Origin of the sequence: Pseudomonas sp. HMSC066A08 (assembly GCF_001813025.1) — a bacterium.
GTDB classification, from domain to species: Bacteria; Pseudomonadota; Gammaproteobacteria; order Pseudomonadales; family Pseudomonadaceae; genus Pseudomonas; species Pseudomonas aeruginosa.
On sequence record NZ_KV811299.1, the window covers coordinates 253,635 to 271,009 of the forward strand.

Here is a 17,375-nt window from a genome sequence, read left to right on the forward strand (position 1 = left end):
GCTCAAGGGCGACGAACGCAAGGCGTTCATGAGCGGCTGCCTGAAGGCCGGCGCGCCTGCCGGCGGCAAGGCCACCGCCCAGCAGGAGAAGATGAAGAGCTGCAACGCCGACGCTACCGCCAAGGCGCTCAAGGGCGACGAACGCAAGGCGTTCATGAGCACCTGCCTGAAGAAGTGAGCCCCGCCCTCGTCGGGTGAACCTTGGCGGGTTCGGTGTGGCGGCGGATAACGCCTGTGGCGTTATCCACCCTGCGGACGGATGTGGCGTGGTCTTGGCGTAGGGCGAATAACCGCTCGCGGTTATCCGCCATGGCGGGCCCGGTGTGACCTTATCCACCCTAGGGCAGGGGCGCGGCCAGGGTGGCTCAGCCGTAGCGCTTCTTCGCCTCGATGGCCAGGCCGCTGCCGATGCTGCCGAACAGGTTGCCCTCGACATGACGGGCGTTGGGCAGCATCGCCGAGACGCTCCGGCGCAGCGCCGGAATGCCGCTCGAACCGCCGGTGAAGAACACCGTGTCGACCCGGTCCGGGTCGACCCCGGCCGAGGCCAGCAGTTGCGCGACGCTGTTGCGCACGCGCTCCAGCAGTCCGTCGACGGCGTGCTCGAACAGCCCACGGGTCAGCTCCACGCCCAGCCCGGCCTCGATGCGCTCCAGCGAGAGGTGCAGGCGCTCGGTTTCGGTCAGGCGGATCTTGCTGTCTTCCACCTGCATCGCCAGCCAGTGCCCGGCGCGTTCCTCGATGAGCCTGAAGAGGCGGTCGATGCCGGTGCTGTCGACGATGTCGTAGCGCATGTTCTTCAGCGCCAATTGCGACTTCTGCGCGTACACCGCGTTGATGGTGTGCCAGGTGGCCAGGTTCAGGTGGTAGCTGGTGGGCATGAAGGCGTCGCTCTTCATCCGGCTGCCGTAGCCGAACAGCGGCATCACGCCTTCCAGGCTGAGCTGCTTGTCGAAGTCGGTACCGCCGATGTGCACGCCGCCGGTGGCCAGGATGTCGTCCTGGCGCTCGGCCAGGTTGCGCCGCTCCGGCGCCAGGCGCACCAGGGAGAAGTCCGAGGTGCCGCCGCCGATGTCGACGATCAGGACCAGTTCCTCGCGCTGGATGCCGCGCTCGTAGTCGAAGGCCGCGGCGATCGGTTCGTACTGGAAGGAAACCTCCTTGAAGCCGAGCTTGTTGGCCACCTGCACCAGGGTGTCCTGGGCCTCGCGGTCGGCCTCCGGGTCGTCGTCGACGAAGAACACCGGGCGACCCAGCACCACCGCGTCGAAGGCTTGCCCGGCGGCGGCCTCGCCGCGCGCCTTGAGCTGGCCGATGAACAGGCCGAGCAGGTCCTTGAACGGCAGGGCGCTGCCGAGCACGGTGGTCTCGCTCTTCAGCAGCTTGGAGCCCAGCAGGCTCTTCAGCGAGCGCATCAGCCGGCCCTCGTAGCCCTCCAGGTACTCGCCGAGCGCCTGACGGCCGTAGACCGGGCGGCGCTCCTCGACGTTGAAGAACACCACCGAGGGAAGGGTGATCTTGCCGTCCTCCAGCGCGATCAGCGGTTCGACCTCCGGCCGCCACCAGCCGACGGTGGAGTTGGAGGTGCCAAAATCGATGCCCAGGGCGCGGGCGGCGGTGCTCGGGTTCATGGCGCGAAACGGTCCGGGAAAAAAACGGCCGCGCAGTGTATGCGAGAGCGTCGTGGATTTCACCGCCGGCGATCGGCAGGAAGTGTCCTGGTACGTCCGTGCGGGCCGCCCCGACCTTTGTATACGGATTTGCCAAGGGGCCTGCGCATGGTGCTATGTTGGCGCTGCTTTCCCACTCCGTCTTGCCGTGTTGTCCTGGATTTCGCCATGCATAGAGCCTCACACCATGAGTTGCGTGCGATGTTTCGCGCGCTGTTGGACTCCTCCCGTTGCTACCACACCGCTTCCGTGTTCGACCCCATGTCGGCGCGCATCGCCGCCGACCTCGGCTTCGAGTGCGGCATCCTCGGCGGTTCGGTGGCTTCCCTGCAGGTCCTGGCGGCGCCGGACTTCGCCCTGATCACCCTCAGCGAATTCGTCGAGCAGGCCACCCGCATCGGCCGGGTGGCGCGCCTGCCGGTGATCGCCGACGCCGACCACGGCTACGGCAACGCGTTGAACGTGATGCGTACGGTGGTCGAACTGGAGCGCGCCGGAATCGCCGCGCTGACCATCGAGGACACCCTGCTGCCGGCGCAGTTCGGGCGCAAGTCCACCGACCTGATCTGCGTCGAGGAGGGCGTCGGCAAGATCCGCGCGGCCCTGGAGGCGAGGGTCGACCCGGCGTTGACCATCATTGCCCGGACCAACGCCGAACTGATCGACGTCGATGCGGTGATCCAGCGCACCCTGGCCTACCAGGAAGCCGGCGCCGATGGTATCTGCCTGGTCGGCGTGCGCGACTTCGCCCACCTCGAGGCGATCGCCGAGCACCTGCACATCCCGCTGATGCTGGTCACCTACGGTAATCCGCAACTGCGCGACGATGCCCGCCTGGCGCGGCTCGGCGTGCGTGTCGTGGTCAACGGCCACGCCGCCTATTTCGCCGCGATCAAGGCGACCTACGACTGCCTGCGCGAGGAGCGCGGGGCGGTGGCCTCGGACCTGACCGCCTCGGAGCTGTCGAAGAAGTACACCTTCCCCGAGGAATACCAGGCCTGGGCCCGCGACTACATGGAAGTCAAAGAGTAGGCGACCTCAGGCCAGGCGCTGGCGCAGCGCCTGGTACAGCGGCAGGTCGCGTTCATACTGGCCGGGAACCAGGGCGTGGCGGTGCTCGGCGAGCATGCCCAGGTAGTCGTCCACCGCCGTACGGTAGCTGGCCAACTGGTCGGTGGCCAGGGGCTGGCCGGCCATGGCGCGGATGTCGAAAGCCCATTGCAACCCGTCGCGGGCGTTCGAATAGGCGGCGCCGTCCATGCCGGCGGTGAGTGCCAGCCACTGGTCGAGGAAGGCCTGCGGTGCGTCGCGCGGCGGGAAGTGGCGGATCTTCGCGGCGCCCACCTCGGTGATGCCGTCGCCGTCCAGGTCGACGCTGTAGCCTTCCGGCAGCAGCAGGTTGCGCGCGCCTTCCTCGCTCAGCGCCTCGACCCGGATCGGCTCGGCCAGGCCCATGTTGCGCTGGAGCGCCTGCAGGTCGTCGGCGCCCAGGCGGGTGAGGAAGCCGCGGGCGTCCAGTTGCGCGCCGTTTTCGCAGGCGCGGTTGAGCACATGGGCGAAGCGCAACTGGTCTTCCAGGCTGACGCCGCGCACCCGGCTGTATTCCAGCTGGGTGGCGCCGAGGGTGTCGGCCAGCGCCTCGGCCTGCTCCGTGCTGCCTTCGGCGGCGCCCGCAAGTCGCGCGTAGGCGGCCTGGAAGTCGCGCTGGAAATCCTGGTCGGGAGTGCGGGTCATCAGCTGCCTCTGGGCCAGGCTCGGAGAGCTGGAGGCTGAGTCGATCTTCATGTCCGGGTCGTCCTTGAGGCCGAGGAGAGAGAGCGCGTAACCCTACGCGCTGGCGGCGGCGCCCGCCAATGCGCAGAAGGTCGCAGGGCGACAGTCTGGCTCAGGATCGCCCGGAGCGCTCGCGTCGCTTGCGTTCGCGGTAGGCGGCCTGGTTGGCCAGGCGCCGCTGCGCCGAACCGGGGCGGTTGGCCGACTGGGCGCGGTACAGGCGCTGGGCGTAGACCAGTTCCATGTAGCGTTGCATCGCCCGGCTGTTGAACAGCAGCCAGGCGCAGGCGCCGCCGCCGAGTGCCACCAGGCCCGACGTCTCGCTGCTGGCCAGACGCAGCAGGAGTCCGGCGCCGACCAGCAGCAGGCTGGCGTCGCGGGCCAGGCGCGGGCCGAGGCTGGCGCCGCGGGAGAGCAGGGCGATCAGCCACAGCCAGGCCGCCAGCAGCGGCAGGGCGGAGAGCCAGCCCAGCGGCCGCAAAGGAGCCTCCGGCAATGCCAGGCGCAGCGCGGCAAGACCCAGCGGCGCGGCACCGAGCAGCAGCGCCAGGCTGCCGAGCAGCGGTGCGTAGAGACCGGGATGACGGCGCGGGTACAGGCCGTGCAGTTGCCGGATGCTATAGCGGTTCTCCGGCGCCGGCAGGGCGAACGGATCGCAGGCGAGCGCGGCGTCGAGCTGGCGGCCCTGGTCGATCAGGCGGGCGAGGCGGCGGAACAGTCCCATCATGCGGTGTACCTTCAGGCTTGGCTGGCGATTGTGCCACGCCAGGCCGATGGTCGCGCCGCCCTTGCAAAGCCGCGGGCGAACGCCCATATCTGGAGGTTCCAGGGTTTCAGCCAGAGGAGTCAGTCATGGCCAGCGGGTGGGCGAACGACGGTGCGGTGCAGGAACAGATCGACAGCACGATCGAGGATGCCATCGCTCGTGCGCGCAGCCAGTTGCCCCGTGGCGAGAGCCTGACCCATTGCGAAGAGTGCGACGCGACCATCCCCGAGGCGCGGCGCCGGGCGATTCCCGGCGTACGCCTGTGCGTCAACTGCCAGGCCGAGCACGACAGGGAACAGGCGAAGTTCAGCGGCTACAACCGCCGCGGCAGCAAGGACAGCCAGTTGCGCTGAAGGCCTGCCTCAGTTTTCCCGATAGCGTTCCTTCACCCATTGCTCCACCGGCGACAGGGTGCGCATCCCCACCCCTAGCGGATCGTCCATGTCATGCTGGCTGGAGGCGGTCCAGCGCGGGTCGATGAAGGACCAGGCCAGGCCCGCCGGGCCCTGGTCGCGGTAGGTGCCGAAGACATCGTTGAGGCCCAGCGGCTCCGCGTTGCGCAGCCATTGCCCATTGAAGCTGTCGCCGTTGATGGTGCGGTCCGATATCCAGCGGCCGTCGTCGTAGTGGAAGGCCATCACTCGCCAGCGATGCTCGCACCAGTGGCAGGCGTCGTCGTCGACGTAGAAGGCTTCGACGAAGATTTTCTTCCCGCCGATGTCGAGGAAGGTCGAGTAATCGTCGGTATGGCGCGGGGCCAGGGTCAGTCGGCTGCCATCGCCGAGGTCGATGAAGCGATCGGGGGCGTAGGGCGAGCGCGGCGAAAGGCTCATCAGGACCCTGGCGTAGTCGTCCCGCTGCGGCGGGTCGGCGACCAGTGCCTGGCGCTCCGCGGCGGTCAGCGCGAAGCGCTCGCTGCTTCGGCCGACCACGTTTTGCAGTTGCCGCTGGTCGCGCGGCAGGGTGCCGTCGAGGCCGGCGTACAGGTTGACGGCCTGGATGAACCTGGCCACATCGATGTTGAGCATTTCCGGATAGCCGGTATGGGCGGCCAGCCTGCCGTCCTTCATATCGTAGATGACCGACCAGCGCGTCCCTCCCGAGCCGCCGGAGTAGGACAGGTAGCCCAGGCGCAGTTCGTCGCGGCCGTCGCCGTCGTAGTCGGCGACTTCCAGTTGGCTGAGGCTGAACAGTTGGGGGAAGGCATAATCGGTTTCGAACTGCTCGCGCGGTTTCCGCTTCGCGTCCGGATCGAAGGGGACCAACTGGATCTTCCGGTATTCCCGGAGGCTCAGCTCGACCATGTTCTTCTGGATGTCCAGGAACGGGGAGAGGTTGAGCAGCGAGGAGAGGAGGCCGGGTTCGGCGATGTAGAACACCTTCACCAGCGGCAGGTTGGTCCGTCCCTGGTTCCGCTCCAGGCGCTCGATGACCTGGTCGTCCATGGCGAAGGCCTTGCCGACGAAGCGCCGATTGCCGTAGGCAACCAGGAATTTCTCGCCGAAGCCGAGCAGGTCGGCGCCCTTGATCTCCACCTCGTAGTCCGCCGGAAAGCGCGCGAGGATGGCTTGGCGCAGCATCACGTCCTTCTTGCTGATGGGAATCTCGCCGTACTGGTAGAGCTGGTAGGTCCAGTAGAGGAAGTAGCTCACCACGATGGCGGCTGCCGCCCGGAAGGCCTTGACCAGGAGCGGCGTGGTGGCGGAGGCGTGGCGAGGCGATGACGACATGGGCGGACTACCAGTGGCTGCGGGGAGGCGCCATTGTCGCCGCTAGCGCCGACAAGCCAAGCTGTCCGAACGGAGCGGTCGACGTCCCGGCGTGGCGCCGGGACCCGTCGCGTGGGAATCAGAACAGGAAATAGCGCTGCGCCATCGGCAGCACGTCCGCCGGTTCGCACCAGAGCAACTGGCCGTCGGCGCGTACCTGGTAGTTCTGCGCGTCGACCTCGATGGTCGGCAGGTAGCCGTTGTGGATCAGGTCGGTCTTCCGCACGTCGCGACAGCCCCTGGCCACGCCGATGGCCTTGCGCAGGCCGAGCTGCTCCGGCACGCCGGCGGCGAAGGCGGCCTGGCTGACGAAGGTCAGGCTGGTGGCGTGGCGGCTGCCGGCGTAGCTGGCGAACATCGGCCGGTAATGCACCGGCTGCGGGGTGGGGATCGAGCCGTTGACGTCGCCCATCAGGCTGGCGGCGATGGCTCCGCCCTTGAGGATCAGGCTCGGCTTGACGCCGAAGAAGGCCGGGCGCCAGAGCACCAGGTCGGCCCACTTGCCGGGCTCGATGGAACCCACTTCGTGGCTGATGCCGTGGGTGATCGCCGGGTTGATGGTGTACTTGGCGATGTAGCGCCTGGCGCGGAAGTTGTCGTTGCGCGCGCCGTCGCCGTCGAGGCGGCCGCGCTGGCGCTTCATCTTGTCGGCGGTCTGCCAGGTGCGCGTGATCACTTCGCCGACCCGGCCCATGGCCTGGCTATCGGAGCTGATCATGCTGAACGCGCCGAGGTCGTGGAGGATGTCCTCGGCGGCGATGGTCTCGCGGCGGATGCGCGACTCGGCGAAGGCCACGTCCTCGGCGATGGCCGGGTCGAGGTGGTGGCAGACCATCAGCATGTCCAGGTGCTCGTCGATGGTATTGCGGGTGAACGGCCGGGTCGGGTTGGTCGAGCTGGGCAGCACGTTGGCGAAGCCGCAGGCCTTGATGATGTCCGGTGCGTGGCCGCCGCCGGCGCCCTCGGTGTGGTAGGTGTGGATGGTGCGGCCCTTGAAGGCGCCGAGGGTGGTCTCGACGAAGCCGGATTCGTTGAGGGTGTCGGTATGGATCGCCACCTGGATGTCGTGGCGCTCGGCGACCTCCAGGCAGTTGTCGATCGCCGCCGGGGTGCTGCCCCAGTCCTCGTGCAGCTTAAGGCCGATGGCGCCGGCGAGCACCTGCTCCTCCAGCGGCAGCGGCAGGCTGGCGTTGCCCTTGCCGGTGAAGCCGATGTTCATCGGGAAGGCGTCGGCGGCCTGGAGCATCCGCGCCATGTGCCAGGGACCGGAGGTGCAGGTGGTGGCGTTGGTCCCGGCGGCGGGGCCGGTGCCGCCACCGATCATGGTGGTGACCCCGCTCATCAGCGCCTCTTCGATCTGCTGCGGGCAGATGAAGTGGATGTGCGTGTCGATGCCGCCGGCGGTGAGGATCATGCCCTCGCCGGCGATCACCTCGGTGCCGGCGCCGATGGCGATGTTCACCCCGGGCTGGATGTCCGGGTTGCCGGCCTTGCCGATGGCCTGGATGCGCCCGTCCTTGAGACCGACGTCGGCCTTGACCACGCCCCAGTGGTCGAGGATCAGCGCATTGGTGATCACCGTGTCGACCACCTGCGCCGCGCCCAGCTGGCTCTGGCCCATGCCGTCGCGGATGACCTTGCCGCCGCCGAACTTCACTTCCTCGCCATAGACGGTGAAGTCCCGTTCCACCTCCAGCCACAGGTCGGTGTCGGCCAGGCGCACGCGGTCGCCGACGGTGGGGCCGAACATGTCGGCGTAGGCTTGTCTGCTGATTTTCATCGAACGCTCCTTTGGCGATCGTCGGTGTTCGCTGTCTTTCCTCGGACCTGGCCAGTTGGGAACGGGCCCTAGAGGTCCCCCATCACCCGCCCGGCGAAGCCGTATACCCGCCGTCCGCCGCCGATTTCCACCAGCTCCACCTCGCGGCTCTGCCCCGGTTCGAAGCGCACCGCGGTGCCGGCGGCAATGTTCAGGCGCATGCCTCGGGTGGCCGGACGGTCGAAGGCGAGGGCGTCGTTGACCTCGAAGAAGTGGTAGTGCGAGCCGACCTGGATCGGCCGGTCGCCGGTGTTCGCCACGCTCAGGGCGAGGGTGCGGCGGCCGGCGTTGAGTTCGATATCGCCGGGCTGGATGTCGTATTCACCGGGGATCATGGGGGCTCCTTGGGCTCAGGGCGCGCTGCGCGTCGGGTCGAGGTTCAGTTGCATGAAGGTCAGGTCGAGCCAGCGGCCGAACTTCTGGCCCACCTGCGGCATCTGCCCGCTGATCTCGAAGCCGAGGCGCCGGTGCAGGCCGATCGAGGCGGCATTGCCGCTTTCGATGGCGGCCACCATGACGTGCAGGCCCTGTGCCCGCGCACGTTCGATCAGCGCCTGCAGCAGTTGCACGCCGAGGCCTTTGCCGCGCTGGTCGTCGCGCACGTAGACGGAGTGCTCGACGGTGCCGCGGAAGCCCTCGAAGGGCCGCCAGTCGCCGTAGGAGGCGTAGCCGAGCACTTCGCCGGCGGCGTCGCTCGCCACCAGGATCGGGTAGCCCTGGCGGGCGCGGGTGTCGAACCAGGCCTGGCGGTTGGCCAGGTCCACCGGGGTTTCGTTCCAGATCGCCGTGGTATTGCCCACGGCGTCGTTGTAGATGGCGAGGATGCCGGGCAGGTCGGCGACGCCGGCGTCGCGGATCGAAGCGCTCATGGCCGGCCTCAGGCGATGGGCTGGTGGACGGTCACCAGCTTGGTGCCGTCGGGGAAGGTGGCTTCCACCTGGATGTCCGGGATCATCTCCGGCACGCCCTCCATCACCTGCTCGCGGTTCAGCAGGGTGGTGCCGTAGTGCATCAGCTCGGCGACGCTGCGGCCGTCGCGCGCGCCCTCCAGCAGGGCGGCGGAGATCAGCGCCACCGCCTCCGGGTAGTTCAGCTTGAGACCGCGCGCCAGCCGGCGCTCGGCGAGCAGGCCGGCGGTGAAGATCAGCAGCTTGTCTTTCTCGCGGGGGGACAAGTCCATCTCAGGTACTCCAGATGCGTGGGGGAACGGCCTCGCGGCCGAGCAGCGCCGGCCGCAGCAGGCGCCAGAGTTCGATCAGCCAGGCTCGCGCGTGCAGTGCCTCGTCGGCCAGGCAGCGCGCCACCAGCAGGCCTCCGGGCAACTGGCTGAGGTTGCCGCGGCCGGCGCAGGGGAGCGCGCGGCAGCGTTGCAGCAGGTCGGTGTCGATCTCGCCGCTGGCGACCAGGGTCGCCAGCACCGGATGCCCGGCGAGGCCGATCGGCGAGTCGAGCAGGCGGTCGCCGCCGTCGATGCGCTGGCGCTCGTGCCAGAGCAGGCGGTCGTCGCGACGGATGTCCAGGGCCGCGACGAAGTGGCCGCTGGCGAAGCGCTCGCCGCTGGCCGGGCGGCCGAGCGCGACCATGTCCCAGTAGAACAGGCGGGCGTCGCCGCGCAGCTGGATACGGGTTTCCAGTTCGGCCTGGGCGCCGGCGAAGACGATGGTTTCCTGCGGCAGCCATTCCAGGGTGGCGCCGGGCTCCAGGTGGATCTCCAGGGTCTGCCGCGACGGGCAGGCGGCGCGGTACCACTTGGCCGCGCCGGGGCTGGTGAGCTGGGCCCAGGCGCGTTCGCCGAGGCGCACGTCGAAGGCCAGGCTGTCGCCGCCGGCGATGCCGCCGGGCGGATGCACGAGGATGTGCTGGCAGACTTCCGGGCCTTCGGCGTAGAGGTGCTTCTGCACCCGCAGCGGTCCGGTGTGGCGCCGCGTCACCGGGCGGGTGGCGTCGCCGGCGCGGGCGTAGGCCAGCTCCAGCTGGGCGTGCCAGGCGGGGTGGAAGCTCAGGTCGGGGAGGGCGGCGGTCATCGGTCGGGTCAGGCCAGGGCCTTGCGCATGAACACGCGGCGGAATCCCTCTTCCTGGCGGCGTTCGTATTCGAGGTAGCCGACCCTGGCGTAGAGCGCGATGTTTTCCGTCATCCGCTCGTTGGTGTAGAGGTACAGCGAGCGGTAGCCGAGGCTCGTCGCGTCGCGCTCGGCGCGCTCCAGCAGTTGTCGGCCGATGCCCCGGCCCTTGCATTCGGGAAGCACGGCGAGGTTGTCGACGAGGAAGCCGTCGGCGGTTTCCCGGGTCACCAGCAGGCCGACCGGCTGGCCGTCGTGCTCGGCGATGAGGACCCGGTCGCTGGCGATCACCTCGTGGTAGTCCTGGGTCATCGGCCAGGGCTTGCGGCCGATTACCGCGATCCACGGGGCATAGGCGGCGGCGACGCAGAGCGCGGCGAAGCCCGCGTCGGCCTGGACGGCCGGGCGCAGAGTGACGGTCATTTCGACCTCCTGCGGAAAGACGAGGGCATAGAGATTGCCAGTGCAGGCCCCGGTTGCGCCAGCGGCAGTGTGTCCCAGTCCGTTCAAATCGCCACCAGCCCGCGCACGCCCTCGTTCTCCATGTCGCGGCCGCGGCCCTGCTGGACGATCTCGCCGCGCGCCATCACCAGGTATTGGTCGGCCAGTTCGGCGGCGAAGTCGTAGAACTGCTCGACCAGCAGGATCGCCATGTCGCCGCGCGCCGCCAGGCTGCGGACGACCGCGCCGATCTCCTTGATCACCGATGGCTGGATGCCTTCCGTGGGTTCGTCGAGGATCAGCAGTCGCGGCTGGCTGGCCAGGGCGCGGCCGATCGCCAGTTGCTGCTGCTGGCCGCCGGAGAGGTCGCCGCCGCGGCGCTGTTTCATTTCGCGCAGGACCGGGAACAGCTCGTAGATGAAGTCCGGCACCGCCCGGGCGTCCCTGGCGCTGAAACGGGACAGTCCCATCAGCAGGTTCTCTTCCACCGTCAGCCGGGGGAAGATTTCCCGTCCCTGCGGCACGTAGGCGATCCCGGCGCGGACCCGCTGGTGCGGCCTGAGACCGCTGAGCGAACGGCCTTCCCAGGCGACCTGGCCCTCGCGGGCCGGGACCAGGCCCATCAGGCAGCGCAGCAGGGTGGTCTTGCCCACCCCGTTGCGACCGAGCAGGCAGGTTACCTCGCCGACCTTCGCCTCGAAGCTCAGGCCACGGAGGATATGGCTACCGCCGTAGTACTGGTGGAGCTTGTCGACTTGCAGCATGGTTCTCTTCCATTTGTCCCGTGATGGTTCTTCACTGCGATTCCCCAACCTCGCTCGGCGGATAACCGCGAGCGGTCATTCGCCCTGCGCGACGGGCGCCACTTGGCAGGCGCTACCCGCCGAGCGGATGGCTGGCGTCAGCGACCGAGGTAGACCTCGATCACCTGTTCGTCGGCCTGTACCTCCGCCAGCGAGCCCTCGGCCAGCACGTGGCCCTGGTGCAGCACGGTGACATGGTCGGCGATGCTGCCGACGAAACCCATGTCGTGCTCCACCACCATCAGCGAGTGCTTGCGCGCCAGGGACTTGAACAGCTCGGCGGTGAATTCGGTCTCGGCATCGGTCATGCCCGCCACCGGCTCGTCGAGCAGCAGCAACTGCGGTTCCTGCACCAGCAGCATGCCGATCTCGAGGAACTGCTTCTGGCCGTGGGACAGCAAACCCGCCGGACGCTGCCGCGACTCCAGCAGGCGGATGGTGGCGAGCACCTCCTCGATGCGTTCCCTCTGCGTGCCGTCGAGCCGCGCGCGCAGGCTGGCCCACACCGACTTGTCGGCCCTCTGCGCCAGTTCGAGGTTCTCGAACACGCTCAGGGCCTCGAACACCGTGGGCTTCTGGAACTTGCGGCCGATCCCGGCCTGGGCGATCTGCACCTCGCTCATGCGGGTCAGGTCGAGGGTGTCGCCGAAATACGCGGTGCCGCTCTGCGGGCGGGTCTTGCCGGTGATCACGTCCATCAGGGTGGTCTTGCCGGCGCCGTTGGGGCCGATGATGCAGCGCAATTCGCCGACGCCGATGTACAGGGTCAGGTCGCGCAGGGCCTTGAAGCCGTCGAAGCTGACGTTGATGTCTTCCAGGCTGAGGATGGTGCCGTGGCGCGCATCCAGCCGGCCGCTGGTGGCGGCGCCCAGGCCGATGGCGTCGCGGCCGCTGCCGGCGGTATCGAGGCCGGGGTGGAAGGCCGGTTCGAGCATCAGGTGCGGGGTGGCTCTCATTGCTCCTTCTCCTTGCGCAGCAGGCCGAGCAGGCCGCGCGGCAGGTACAGGGTGACGACGATGAACAGCGCGCCGAGGAAGAACAGCCAGTACTCCGGGAAGGCCACGGTGAACCAGCTCTTCGCGCCGTTCACCACGCCGGCGCCGAGCAGCGGGCCGAGCAGGGTGCCGCGTCCGCCGAGGGCGACCCAGACGGCGGCCTCGATGGAGTTGGTCGGCGACATCTCGCTGGGGTTGATGATCCCCACCTGCGGCACGAACAGCGCGCCGGCGAGGCCGCAGAGCACCGCGCTCAGGGTCCAGACGAAGAGCTTGTAGCCGCGCGGGTCGTAGCCGCAGAACATCAGGCGGTTCTCGGCGTCGCGCAGCGCGGTGAGGACCCGGCCGAACTTGCTCCGCGCCAGGCGCCAGCCGAGCAGCAGGCTGGCCGCGAGCAGCGCGACGGTGGCGAGGAACAGGGCGGCGCGGGTGCCCGGCGCGGTGATCGGGAAGCCGAGGATGCTGCGGAAGTCGGTGAAGCCGTTGTTGCCGCCGAAACCGGTCTCGTTGCGGAAGAACAGCAGCATGCCGGCGAAGGTCAGGGCCTGGGTCATGATCGAGAAGTACACGCCGCGGATCCGTGAGCGGAAGGCGAAGTAGCCGAAGGCGAAGGCCAGCGCGCCGGGCACCAGCACCACCAGGCACAGCGCCCAGAGGAAGTGCTGGGTGCCGGCCCAGTACCAGGGCAGTTCGTTCCAGGAAAGGAAGGTCATGAACGCCGGCAGGCTGTCGCCGGAAGCCTGGCGCATCAGGTACATGCCCATGGCGTAGCCGCCGAGGGCGAAGAACAGCCCGTGGCCGAGGGACAGCAGGCCGGCGTAGCCCCAGACCAGGTCGAGGGCGAGGGCGACGATGGCGTAGCAGAGGATCTTGCCGGTCAGGGTCAGGCTGTAGGCCGAGAGGTGCAGCGCGCTGTCCGCCGGCAGCAGGTGCAGCAGCGGCATGGCCAGCAGCGTGGCGAAGGCTGCGCCGAGCGCGATAGCGGTGACGCGGCCGCCGGCCTTGCGGGCGAGGGTGACGGTGAGTGGCTGGTTCAATCGATGACCCTCCCTTTCAGGGCGAACAGTCCCTGCGGGCGTTTCTGGATGAACAGGACGATCAGCGCGAGGATCAGGATCTTGCCCAGCACCGCGCCGATCTGCGGTTCGAGGATCTTGTTCGCCACGCCGAGGCCGAAGGCGGCGAGGACGCTGCCGGCGAGTTGGCCTACGCCGCCGAGCACCACCACCAGGAAGGAGTCGATGATGTAGCCCTGACCGAGGTCCGGGCCGACGTTGCCGACCTGCGACAGGGCCACCCCGCCGAGCCCGGCGATGCCCGAGCCGAGACCGAAGGCGAGCATGTCCACGCGCCCTGTGGGCACCCCGCAGCAGGCCGCCATGTTGCGGTTCTGGGTCACCGCGCGGACGTTCAGGCCGAGCCGCGTGCGGTTCAGCAGCAGCCAGGTGAGGAGCAGGACGAACAGGGCGAAGCCGATGATGACGATGCGGTTCCACGGCAGCACCAGGTTCGGCAGCACCTGGATGCCGCCGGACAGCCAGGCCGGGTTGGCTACCTCGACGTTCTGCGCGCCGAACAGCACCCGTACCAGTTGGATCAGCACCAGGCTGATGCCCCAGGTGGCGAGAAGGGTTTCCAGCGGCCGGCCGTAGAGATGGCGGATCACCGTGCGCTCCAGGGCCATGCCGATGGCGGCGCTGACGCAGAACGCCACCGGTAGCGCCAGCAACGGGTAGAGCGCCAGCCATTCCGGCGCCAGGCGCTGGAACAGCAGTTGCACCACGTAGGTGGAGTAGGCGCCGAGCATGAGCATTTCGCCGTGGGCCATGTTGATCACCCCGAGCAGGCCGTAGGTGATCGCCAGGCCGAGCGCCGCGAGCAACAGGATCGAGCCCAGCGACAGGCCGCTGAAGGCCTGGCCGAGCAGGTCGCCGACCAGCAGCCGGCGCTTGACCTGGGCCAGGCTGGTGGCGGCGGCGATGCGCACGCCTTCCTCCGGTTCTACCGCCGGGTCGAGCAGGTTCTCCAGGCGGGTTCGCGCCAGCGGATCGCCGGACTCGCCGAGCAGGCGCACGGCGGAAAGGCGTAGCGCCGGGTCGGGATCGCCGAGTTGCAGGTTGGCCAGGGCCAGGCCGAGGGCTTCCTTCACGCCAGCGTCGCTCTCGATCCGCAGGCGCGCTTCGAGCAGCGGCCGTTGCGCGGCCTTGGCGGTCTTCTGCAACTGCTGCGCGGCGGCCAGCCGCAGCGGTACTTCGTTGGCCACCAACTGGTGGCTGGCCAGGGCGGTGTTGAGCAGGCCGCGCAGGCGATTGTTCAGGCGCAGCGGCTTCGGCTCGCCGTCCGGCAGGGCGTCGCCTTCGGCGGCCTGGAAACGCTGGTCGGCGCCGAGGAGGAATGGCTGCTGGCGGCTGTCCAGCGCAATGCGGTTGTGGCGCAGCGCTTCGAGAAAGGCCAGGCGACCGGCGTCGGGCGTCGCCGCCCAGTGTTCGAGCAGGTGGGCGCGAGCGCCGTTGTCGGCAGCGGCGAAGTCCTGCGCCGGTCCGGCGTGGGCCGCCACTGCGAGAAGGGTGGCCAGGACCAGGACACAGGCCTGGAGCGGGCGGGTGAGGAGGGCAAGGGGCATGCTGGGGTTCCTGGGCGACGTGCGGTGTGGCCGGTCGTTGCCCCTCTCCCCCGCCCTCTCCCTGAAGGGCGAGGGGGCCGTTCGGCGCGCGACCGGGGCGTTCCCGTTCCGTTCAGGGGAACGCCTGGTCAGGGGAGCAGGGTTCTTCACGGCAGAACTCAGTTGCTCTTCAGCGCATGCTCCGGCTTCTTCTCGTTGCCCGGGATGAACGGGCTCCAGGGTTGCGCGCGAAGCGGCTCGGGGGTCTTCCAGACCACTTCGAACTGGCCGTCGTCCTGGATCTCGCCGATCATCACCGGCTTGTGCAGGTGGTGGTTGCTCTTGTCCATGACCAGCGTGTAGCCGGATGGCGCCTTGAAGCGTTGCCCGGCCATCGCCTCGCGAACCTTGTCGACCTCGGTGCTGCCGGCCTTTTCCACGGCCTGCGCCCACATGTGGATGCCGACGTAGGTGGCTTCCATGGGGTCGTTGGTCACCGCGGTGGCGTAGTTCGGCAGGTTCTTCGCCTTGGCGTAGGCTTTCCAGTCGGCGACGAACTTCTCGTTGACCGGATTGCTCACCGACTCGAAGTAGTTCCATGCCGCGAGGTTGCCGACCAGCGGCTTGGTGTCGATGCCGCGCAGTTCTTCCTCGCCTACGGAGAAGGCCACCACCGGCACCTCGGTGGCTTCCAGGCCCTGGTTGGCCAGTTCCTTGTAGAAGGGCACGTTGGAGTCGCCGTTGACGGTGGAGACCACCGCGGTCTTGCCGCCTGCGGCGAACTTCTTGATGTCGGCGACGATGGTCTGGTAGTCGCTGTGGCCGAACGGCGTGTAGACCTCCTGGATGTCCTTGTCGTCCACGCCCTTGCTGCGCAGGAAGGCGCGCAGGATCTTGTTGGTGGTGCGCGGGTAGACATAGTCGGTGCCGAGCAGGAAGAAGCGCCTGGCGCCGCCGCCGTCCTCGCTCATCAGGTACTCCACCGCCGGGATCGCCTGCTGGTTCGGCGCCGCGCCGGTATAGAAGACGTTCGGCGAGAGTTCCTCGCCCTCGTACTGGACCGGGTAGAACAGCAATCCGTTGAGTTCCTCGAACACCGGCAACACGGATTTGCGCGACACCGAGGTCCAGCAACCGAAGACCACCGCGACCTTGTCCTGGGTCAGCAACTGGCGGGCCTTTTCCGCGAACAGCGGCCAGTTCGACGCGGGATCGACCACCACCGCCTCCAGCTTCTTGCCGTTGACCCCGCCCTTGGCGTTGATCTCGTCGATGGTCATCAGGGCCATGTCCTTCAGCGAGGTCTCGGAGATCGCCATGGTCCCGGACAGCGAGTGGAGGATGCCGACCTTGATGGTTTCGGCGGCCTGGATGGACCAGGACAGGCCCATGGAAGCGATGGACGCGGACAGCGTGAAGGCCTTGAGCAGACTGCGACGTTTCATTGGTGTTGTTCTCCATTCACCAGCGGTCGGGGCGGCAGTTTTCAGGAGGCGTCGTGCTTGTCGTCGGGCATCCGTCCGGTGGACGGCGGGGTGCGCACTGCGGCCTGGATCTCTTCGTCGAGGCTCCAGAGCAAAGGCTGTGCCTCTTCTTGGCGCTGGCCGGTATCGGTCGGCGAAAAGACGCCGCGAGTCTCCGGGAAAGCATGCCGAGCAGGCCTGGCTATGCCGGGGAAGGCGGCGTTTTCAACGGGTTTTCGCCGGATATCGACGGAGAAGGTGCCGTGGGCTCCGGAAGGGCAGGCGTCGCGCTGACCTCCCTCTCTATCGCCGGCGGCGCATCCCTGGGAGCGCCGCCGCTCCTCCATGGCACCATCGCGGTGCGTCCGGGTACGGCATCCAGGGCGTCCGCCTCAGGCTGGTGCGCTCAGCCTGGGAACAGCGAACCCTTCAGGCCGGTGACGATGATCTGCGCCGCCAGTGCGCAGACGAACAGGCCCATCAGGCGACTGACGATCTGTAGCCCCTGGTCGCCAAGCAGGCGTTCGATGCGGTCGGAAAGATAGAGCGTGGTGCCGAGGGTCAGGCAGGCGAGGAAGATCGCCACCAGGGAGATCAGCTTGGCCTCCCAGCCCTGGCCGACGCCCATCACCAGCAGCGCGCCGATGGTGCCGGGGCCGACGGTGAGAGGAATGGTCAGCGGGACGATGGTCACGTCCTGCTGCACGTTGTCGCTCTGCACCGCCGCGCGGCCCTGGGCCATGCCCAGCGCGGAGATGAACAGCACGCTGCCGGCGCCGATGCGGAAGGCGTCGGCGGTGATGCCGAAGAGGATGAAGATGTAGCGGCCGAACAGGTACAGCGCGACGCTGGCGATCAGCGCCGCCAGGGCCACCCGCCAGGCCATGCGCTTGCGGTCGCGCGGGCCGAAGCCGCGGCTGAGGCTGATGAAGCAGGACAGCACGAAGAAGGGGCTATAGAGCACCAGCATCTTCAGGTAGACGCTGAACAGCAAATGCATGGAGGCGCTTCCGGTCCGGGGGTGGGCATGAGCATAGCGTGCGACGGGCCGGCGCGATGTCCGGCGGGTTGGCAATATGCCGGTTCGCGTGGCATGTGACAACGAGGCAGGGTGTCGGCGGATAACGCCGTTGGCGTTATGCGCCCTACGGGAGGCGGGACCATCGGGGCGTAGGGCGTATAACCGCGTGCGGTTATCCGCCGTGGCGGAAG

General features: G+C 68.4%; 19 protein-coding genes. 3 read left to right on the forward strand and 16 right to left on the reverse strand.

Annotation, left to right across the window (positions count from 1 at the left end):
* Nucleotides 1-178: PsiF family protein (locus HMPREF2886_RS14930; RefSeq protein ID WP_256562538.1), on the forward strand; the 178-nt coding region annotated here is incomplete at its 5' end.
* 187 nt (nucleotides 179-365) lie between these two features.
* Here HMPREF2886_RS14930 and HMPREF2886_RS14935 read toward each other — a convergent pair.
* Nucleotides 366-1,631 (reverse strand): Hsp70 family protein, encoded by a 1,266-nt coding sequence (locus tag HMPREF2886_RS14935; protein ID WP_058018177.1) that lies wholly within the window; start codon nucleotides 1,629-1,631, stop codon nucleotides 366-368.
* Between the two features lie 207 nt (nucleotides 1,632-1,838).
* Here HMPREF2886_RS14935 and HMPREF2886_RS14940 point away from each other — a divergent pair, with 207 nt between their 5' ends.
* Complete coding sequence (locus HMPREF2886_RS14940) at nucleotides 1,839-2,702, forward strand: isocitrate lyase/PEP mutase family protein (protein WP_003121125.1); 864 nt, start codon at nucleotides 1,839-1,841, stop codon at nucleotides 2,700-2,702.
* Between the two features lie 6 nt (nucleotides 2,703-2,708).
* On the opposite strand, the gene HMPREF2886_RS14945 is transcribed toward HMPREF2886_RS14940, so the two are convergent.
* Both HMPREF2886_RS14945 and HMPREF2886_RS14950 read right to left on the reverse strand, forming a co-directional pair.
* Complete coding sequence (locus HMPREF2886_RS14945; protein WP_057388180.1) at nucleotides 2,709-3,455, reverse strand: hypothetical protein; 747 nt, start codon at nucleotides 3,453-3,455, stop codon at nucleotides 2,709-2,711.
* A gap of 100 nt (nucleotides 3,456-3,555) precedes the next feature.
* Nucleotides 3,556-4,170, reverse strand: a complete 615-nt coding sequence (locus tag HMPREF2886_RS14950; RefSeq protein ID WP_083318559.1) for a hypothetical protein — start codon at nucleotides 4,168-4,170, stop codon at nucleotides 3,556-3,558.
* A gap of 125 nt (nucleotides 4,171-4,295) precedes the next feature.
* Here HMPREF2886_RS14950 and HMPREF2886_RS14955 point away from each other — a divergent pair, with 125 nt between their 5' ends.
* Entirely contained in the window at nucleotides 4,296-4,562 is a 267-nt protein-coding gene (locus HMPREF2886_RS14955) for a DksA/TraR family C4-type zinc finger protein (protein ID WP_003099395.1), read from the forward strand.
* 9 nt (nucleotides 4,563-4,571) lie between these two features.
* Here HMPREF2886_RS14955 and HMPREF2886_RS14960 read toward each other — a convergent pair whose 3' ends face one another.
* The 13 genes from HMPREF2886_RS14960 to HMPREF2886_RS15025 form a co-directional block, all read right to left on the reverse strand.
* The gene (locus HMPREF2886_RS14960; protein ID WP_042170556.1) at nucleotides 4,572-5,939 is read right to left on the reverse strand and encodes a hypothetical protein; all 1,368 of its coding nucleotides are present in this window, start codon (nucleotides 5,937-5,939) and stop codon (nucleotides 4,572-4,574) included.
* A gap of 118 nt (nucleotides 5,940-6,057) precedes the next feature.
* Nucleotides 6,058-7,758 carry an urease subunit alpha gene (gene ureC, locus HMPREF2886_RS14965; protein ID WP_033967939.1) on the reverse strand — a complete coding sequence of 567 codons (1,701 nt, stop codon included), beginning with the start codon at nucleotides 7,756-7,758 and terminating at the stop codon, nucleotides 6,058-6,060.
* Between the two features lie 68 nt (nucleotides 7,759-7,826).
* Nucleotides 7,827-8,132: an urease subunit beta gene (locus HMPREF2886_RS14970; protein ID WP_003095450.1), complete on the reverse strand. Its 306-nt coding sequence runs from the start codon at nucleotides 8,130-8,132 to the stop codon at nucleotides 7,827-7,829.
* Between the two features lie 15 nt (nucleotides 8,133-8,147).
* Nucleotides 8,148-8,666: an L-methionine sulfoximine N-acetyltransferase gene (locus tag HMPREF2886_RS14975; protein ID WP_003099390.1), complete on the reverse strand. Its 519-nt coding sequence runs from the start codon at nucleotides 8,664-8,666 to the stop codon at nucleotides 8,148-8,150.
* Nucleotides 8,667-8,674: 8 nt separating this feature from the next.
* Nucleotides 8,675-8,977 (reverse strand): urease subunit gamma, encoded by a 303-nt coding sequence (locus tag HMPREF2886_RS14980; protein WP_003099389.1) that lies wholly within the window; start codon nucleotides 8,975-8,977, stop codon nucleotides 8,675-8,677.
* 1 nt (nucleotide 8,978) lies between these two features.
* Nucleotides 8,979-9,821 (reverse strand): urease accessory protein UreD, encoded by an 843-nt coding sequence (locus HMPREF2886_RS14985; protein ID WP_033967940.1) that lies wholly within the window; start codon nucleotides 9,819-9,821, stop codon nucleotides 8,979-8,981.
* An 8-nt stretch (nucleotides 9,822-9,829) separates the two neighbouring features.
* Nucleotides 9,830-10,282: a GNAT family N-acetyltransferase gene (locus tag HMPREF2886_RS14990; RefSeq protein ID WP_033967941.1), complete on the reverse strand. Its 453-nt coding sequence runs from the start codon at nucleotides 10,280-10,282 to the stop codon at nucleotides 9,830-9,832.
* 83 nt (nucleotides 10,283-10,365) lie between these two features.
* Nucleotides 10,366-11,064, reverse strand: a complete 699-nt coding sequence (gene urtE / locus HMPREF2886_RS14995; RefSeq protein ID WP_033967943.1) for an urea ABC transporter ATP-binding subunit UrtE — start codon at nucleotides 11,062-11,064, stop codon at nucleotides 10,366-10,368.
* Nucleotides 11,065-11,201: 137 nt separating this feature from the next.
* Nucleotides 11,202-12,059, reverse strand: a complete 858-nt coding sequence (gene urtD, locus HMPREF2886_RS15000; RefSeq protein WP_023126687.1) for an urea ABC transporter ATP-binding protein UrtD — start codon at nucleotides 12,057-12,059, stop codon at nucleotides 11,202-11,204.
* Entirely contained in the window at nucleotides 12,056-13,135 is a 1,080-nt protein-coding gene (urtC, locus tag HMPREF2886_RS15005; protein ID WP_023436330.1) for an urea ABC transporter permease subunit UrtC, read from the reverse strand. Before urtC ends, urtD begins: the two co-directional genes overlap by 4 nt.
* On the reverse strand, nucleotides 13,132-14,721 hold the full coding sequence (gene urtB / locus HMPREF2886_RS15010) for an urea ABC transporter permease subunit UrtB (protein ID WP_039027777.1): 1,590 nt from the start codon (nucleotides 14,719-14,721) through the stop codon (nucleotides 13,132-13,134). Before urtB ends, urtC begins: the two co-directional genes overlap by 4 nt.
* A gap of 158 nt (nucleotides 14,722-14,879) precedes the next feature.
* On the reverse strand, nucleotides 14,880-16,145 hold the full coding sequence (gene urtA / locus HMPREF2886_RS15015) for an urea ABC transporter substrate-binding protein (protein WP_070747733.1): 1,266 nt from the start codon (nucleotides 16,143-16,145) through the stop codon (nucleotides 14,880-14,882).
* A 424-nt stretch (nucleotides 16,146-16,569) separates the two neighbouring features.
* The gene (locus HMPREF2886_RS15025) at nucleotides 16,570-17,163 is read right to left on the reverse strand and encodes a MarC family protein (RefSeq protein WP_003095417.1); all 594 of its coding nucleotides are present in this window, start codon (nucleotides 17,161-17,163) and stop codon (nucleotides 16,570-16,572) included.
* Between the last annotated feature and the right edge of the window lie 212 nt (nucleotides 17,164-17,375).

Coding starts and splice junctions, on each gene's coding strand:
- HMPREF2886_RS14935 (WP_058018177.1), bottom strand. CDS start 1,631: ATGAACCCGAGCACCGCCGCCCGCGCCCTGGGCATCGATTTTGGCACC.
- HMPREF2886_RS14940 (WP_003121125.1), top strand. CDS start 1,839: ATGCATAGAGCCTCACACCATGAGTTGCGTGCGATGTTTCGCGCGCTG.
- HMPREF2886_RS14945 (WP_057388180.1), bottom strand. CDS start 3,455: ATGAAGATCGACTCAGCCTCCAGCTCTCCGAGCCTGGCCCAGAGGCAG.
- HMPREF2886_RS14950 (WP_083318559.1), bottom strand. CDS start 4,170: ATGATGGGACTGTTCCGCCGCCTCGCCCGCCTGATCGACCAGGGCCGC.
- HMPREF2886_RS14955 (WP_003099395.1), top strand. CDS start 4,296: ATGGCCAGCGGGTGGGCGAACGACGGTGCGGTGCAGGAACAGATCGAC.
- HMPREF2886_RS14960 (WP_042170556.1), bottom strand. CDS start 5,939: ATGTCGTCATCGCCTCGCCACGCCTCCGCCACCACGCCGCTCCTGGTC.
- ureC (WP_033967939.1), bottom strand. CDS start 7,758: ATGAAAATCAGCAGACAAGCCTACGCCGACATGTTCGGCCCCACCGTC.
- HMPREF2886_RS14970 (WP_003095450.1), bottom strand. CDS start 8,132: ATGATCCCCGGTGAATACGACATCCAGCCCGGCGATATCGAACTCAAC.
- HMPREF2886_RS14975 (WP_003099390.1), bottom strand. CDS start 8,666: ATGAGCGCTTCGATCCGCGACGCCGGCGTCGCCGACCTGCCCGGCATC.
- HMPREF2886_RS14980 (WP_003099389.1), bottom strand. CDS start 8,977: ATGGACTTGTCCCCCCGCGAGAAAGACAAGCTGCTGATCTTCACCGCC.
- HMPREF2886_RS14985 (WP_033967940.1), bottom strand. CDS start 9,821: ATGACCGCCGCCCTCCCCGACCTGAGCTTCCACCCCGCCTGGCACGCC.
- HMPREF2886_RS14990 (WP_033967941.1), bottom strand. CDS start 10,282: ATGACCGTCACTCTGCGCCCGGCCGTCCAGGCCGACGCGGGCTTCGCC.
- urtE (WP_033967943.1), bottom strand. CDS start 11,064: ATGCTGCAAGTCGACAAGCTCCACCAGTACTACGGCGGTAGCCATATC.
- urtD (WP_023126687.1), bottom strand. CDS start 12,059: ATGAGAGCCACCCCGCACCTGATGCTCGAACCGGCCTTCCACCCCGGC.
- urtB (WP_039027777.1), bottom strand. CDS start 14,721: ATGCCCCTTGCCCTCCTCACCCGCCCGCTCCAGGCCTGTGTCCTGGTC.
- urtA (WP_070747733.1), bottom strand. CDS start 16,145: ATGAAACGTCGCAGTCTGCTCAAGGCCTTCACGCTGTCCGCGTCCATC.
- HMPREF2886_RS15025 (WP_003095417.1), bottom strand. CDS start 17,163: ATGCATTTGCTGTTCAGCGTCTACCTGAAGATGCTGGTGCTCTATAGC.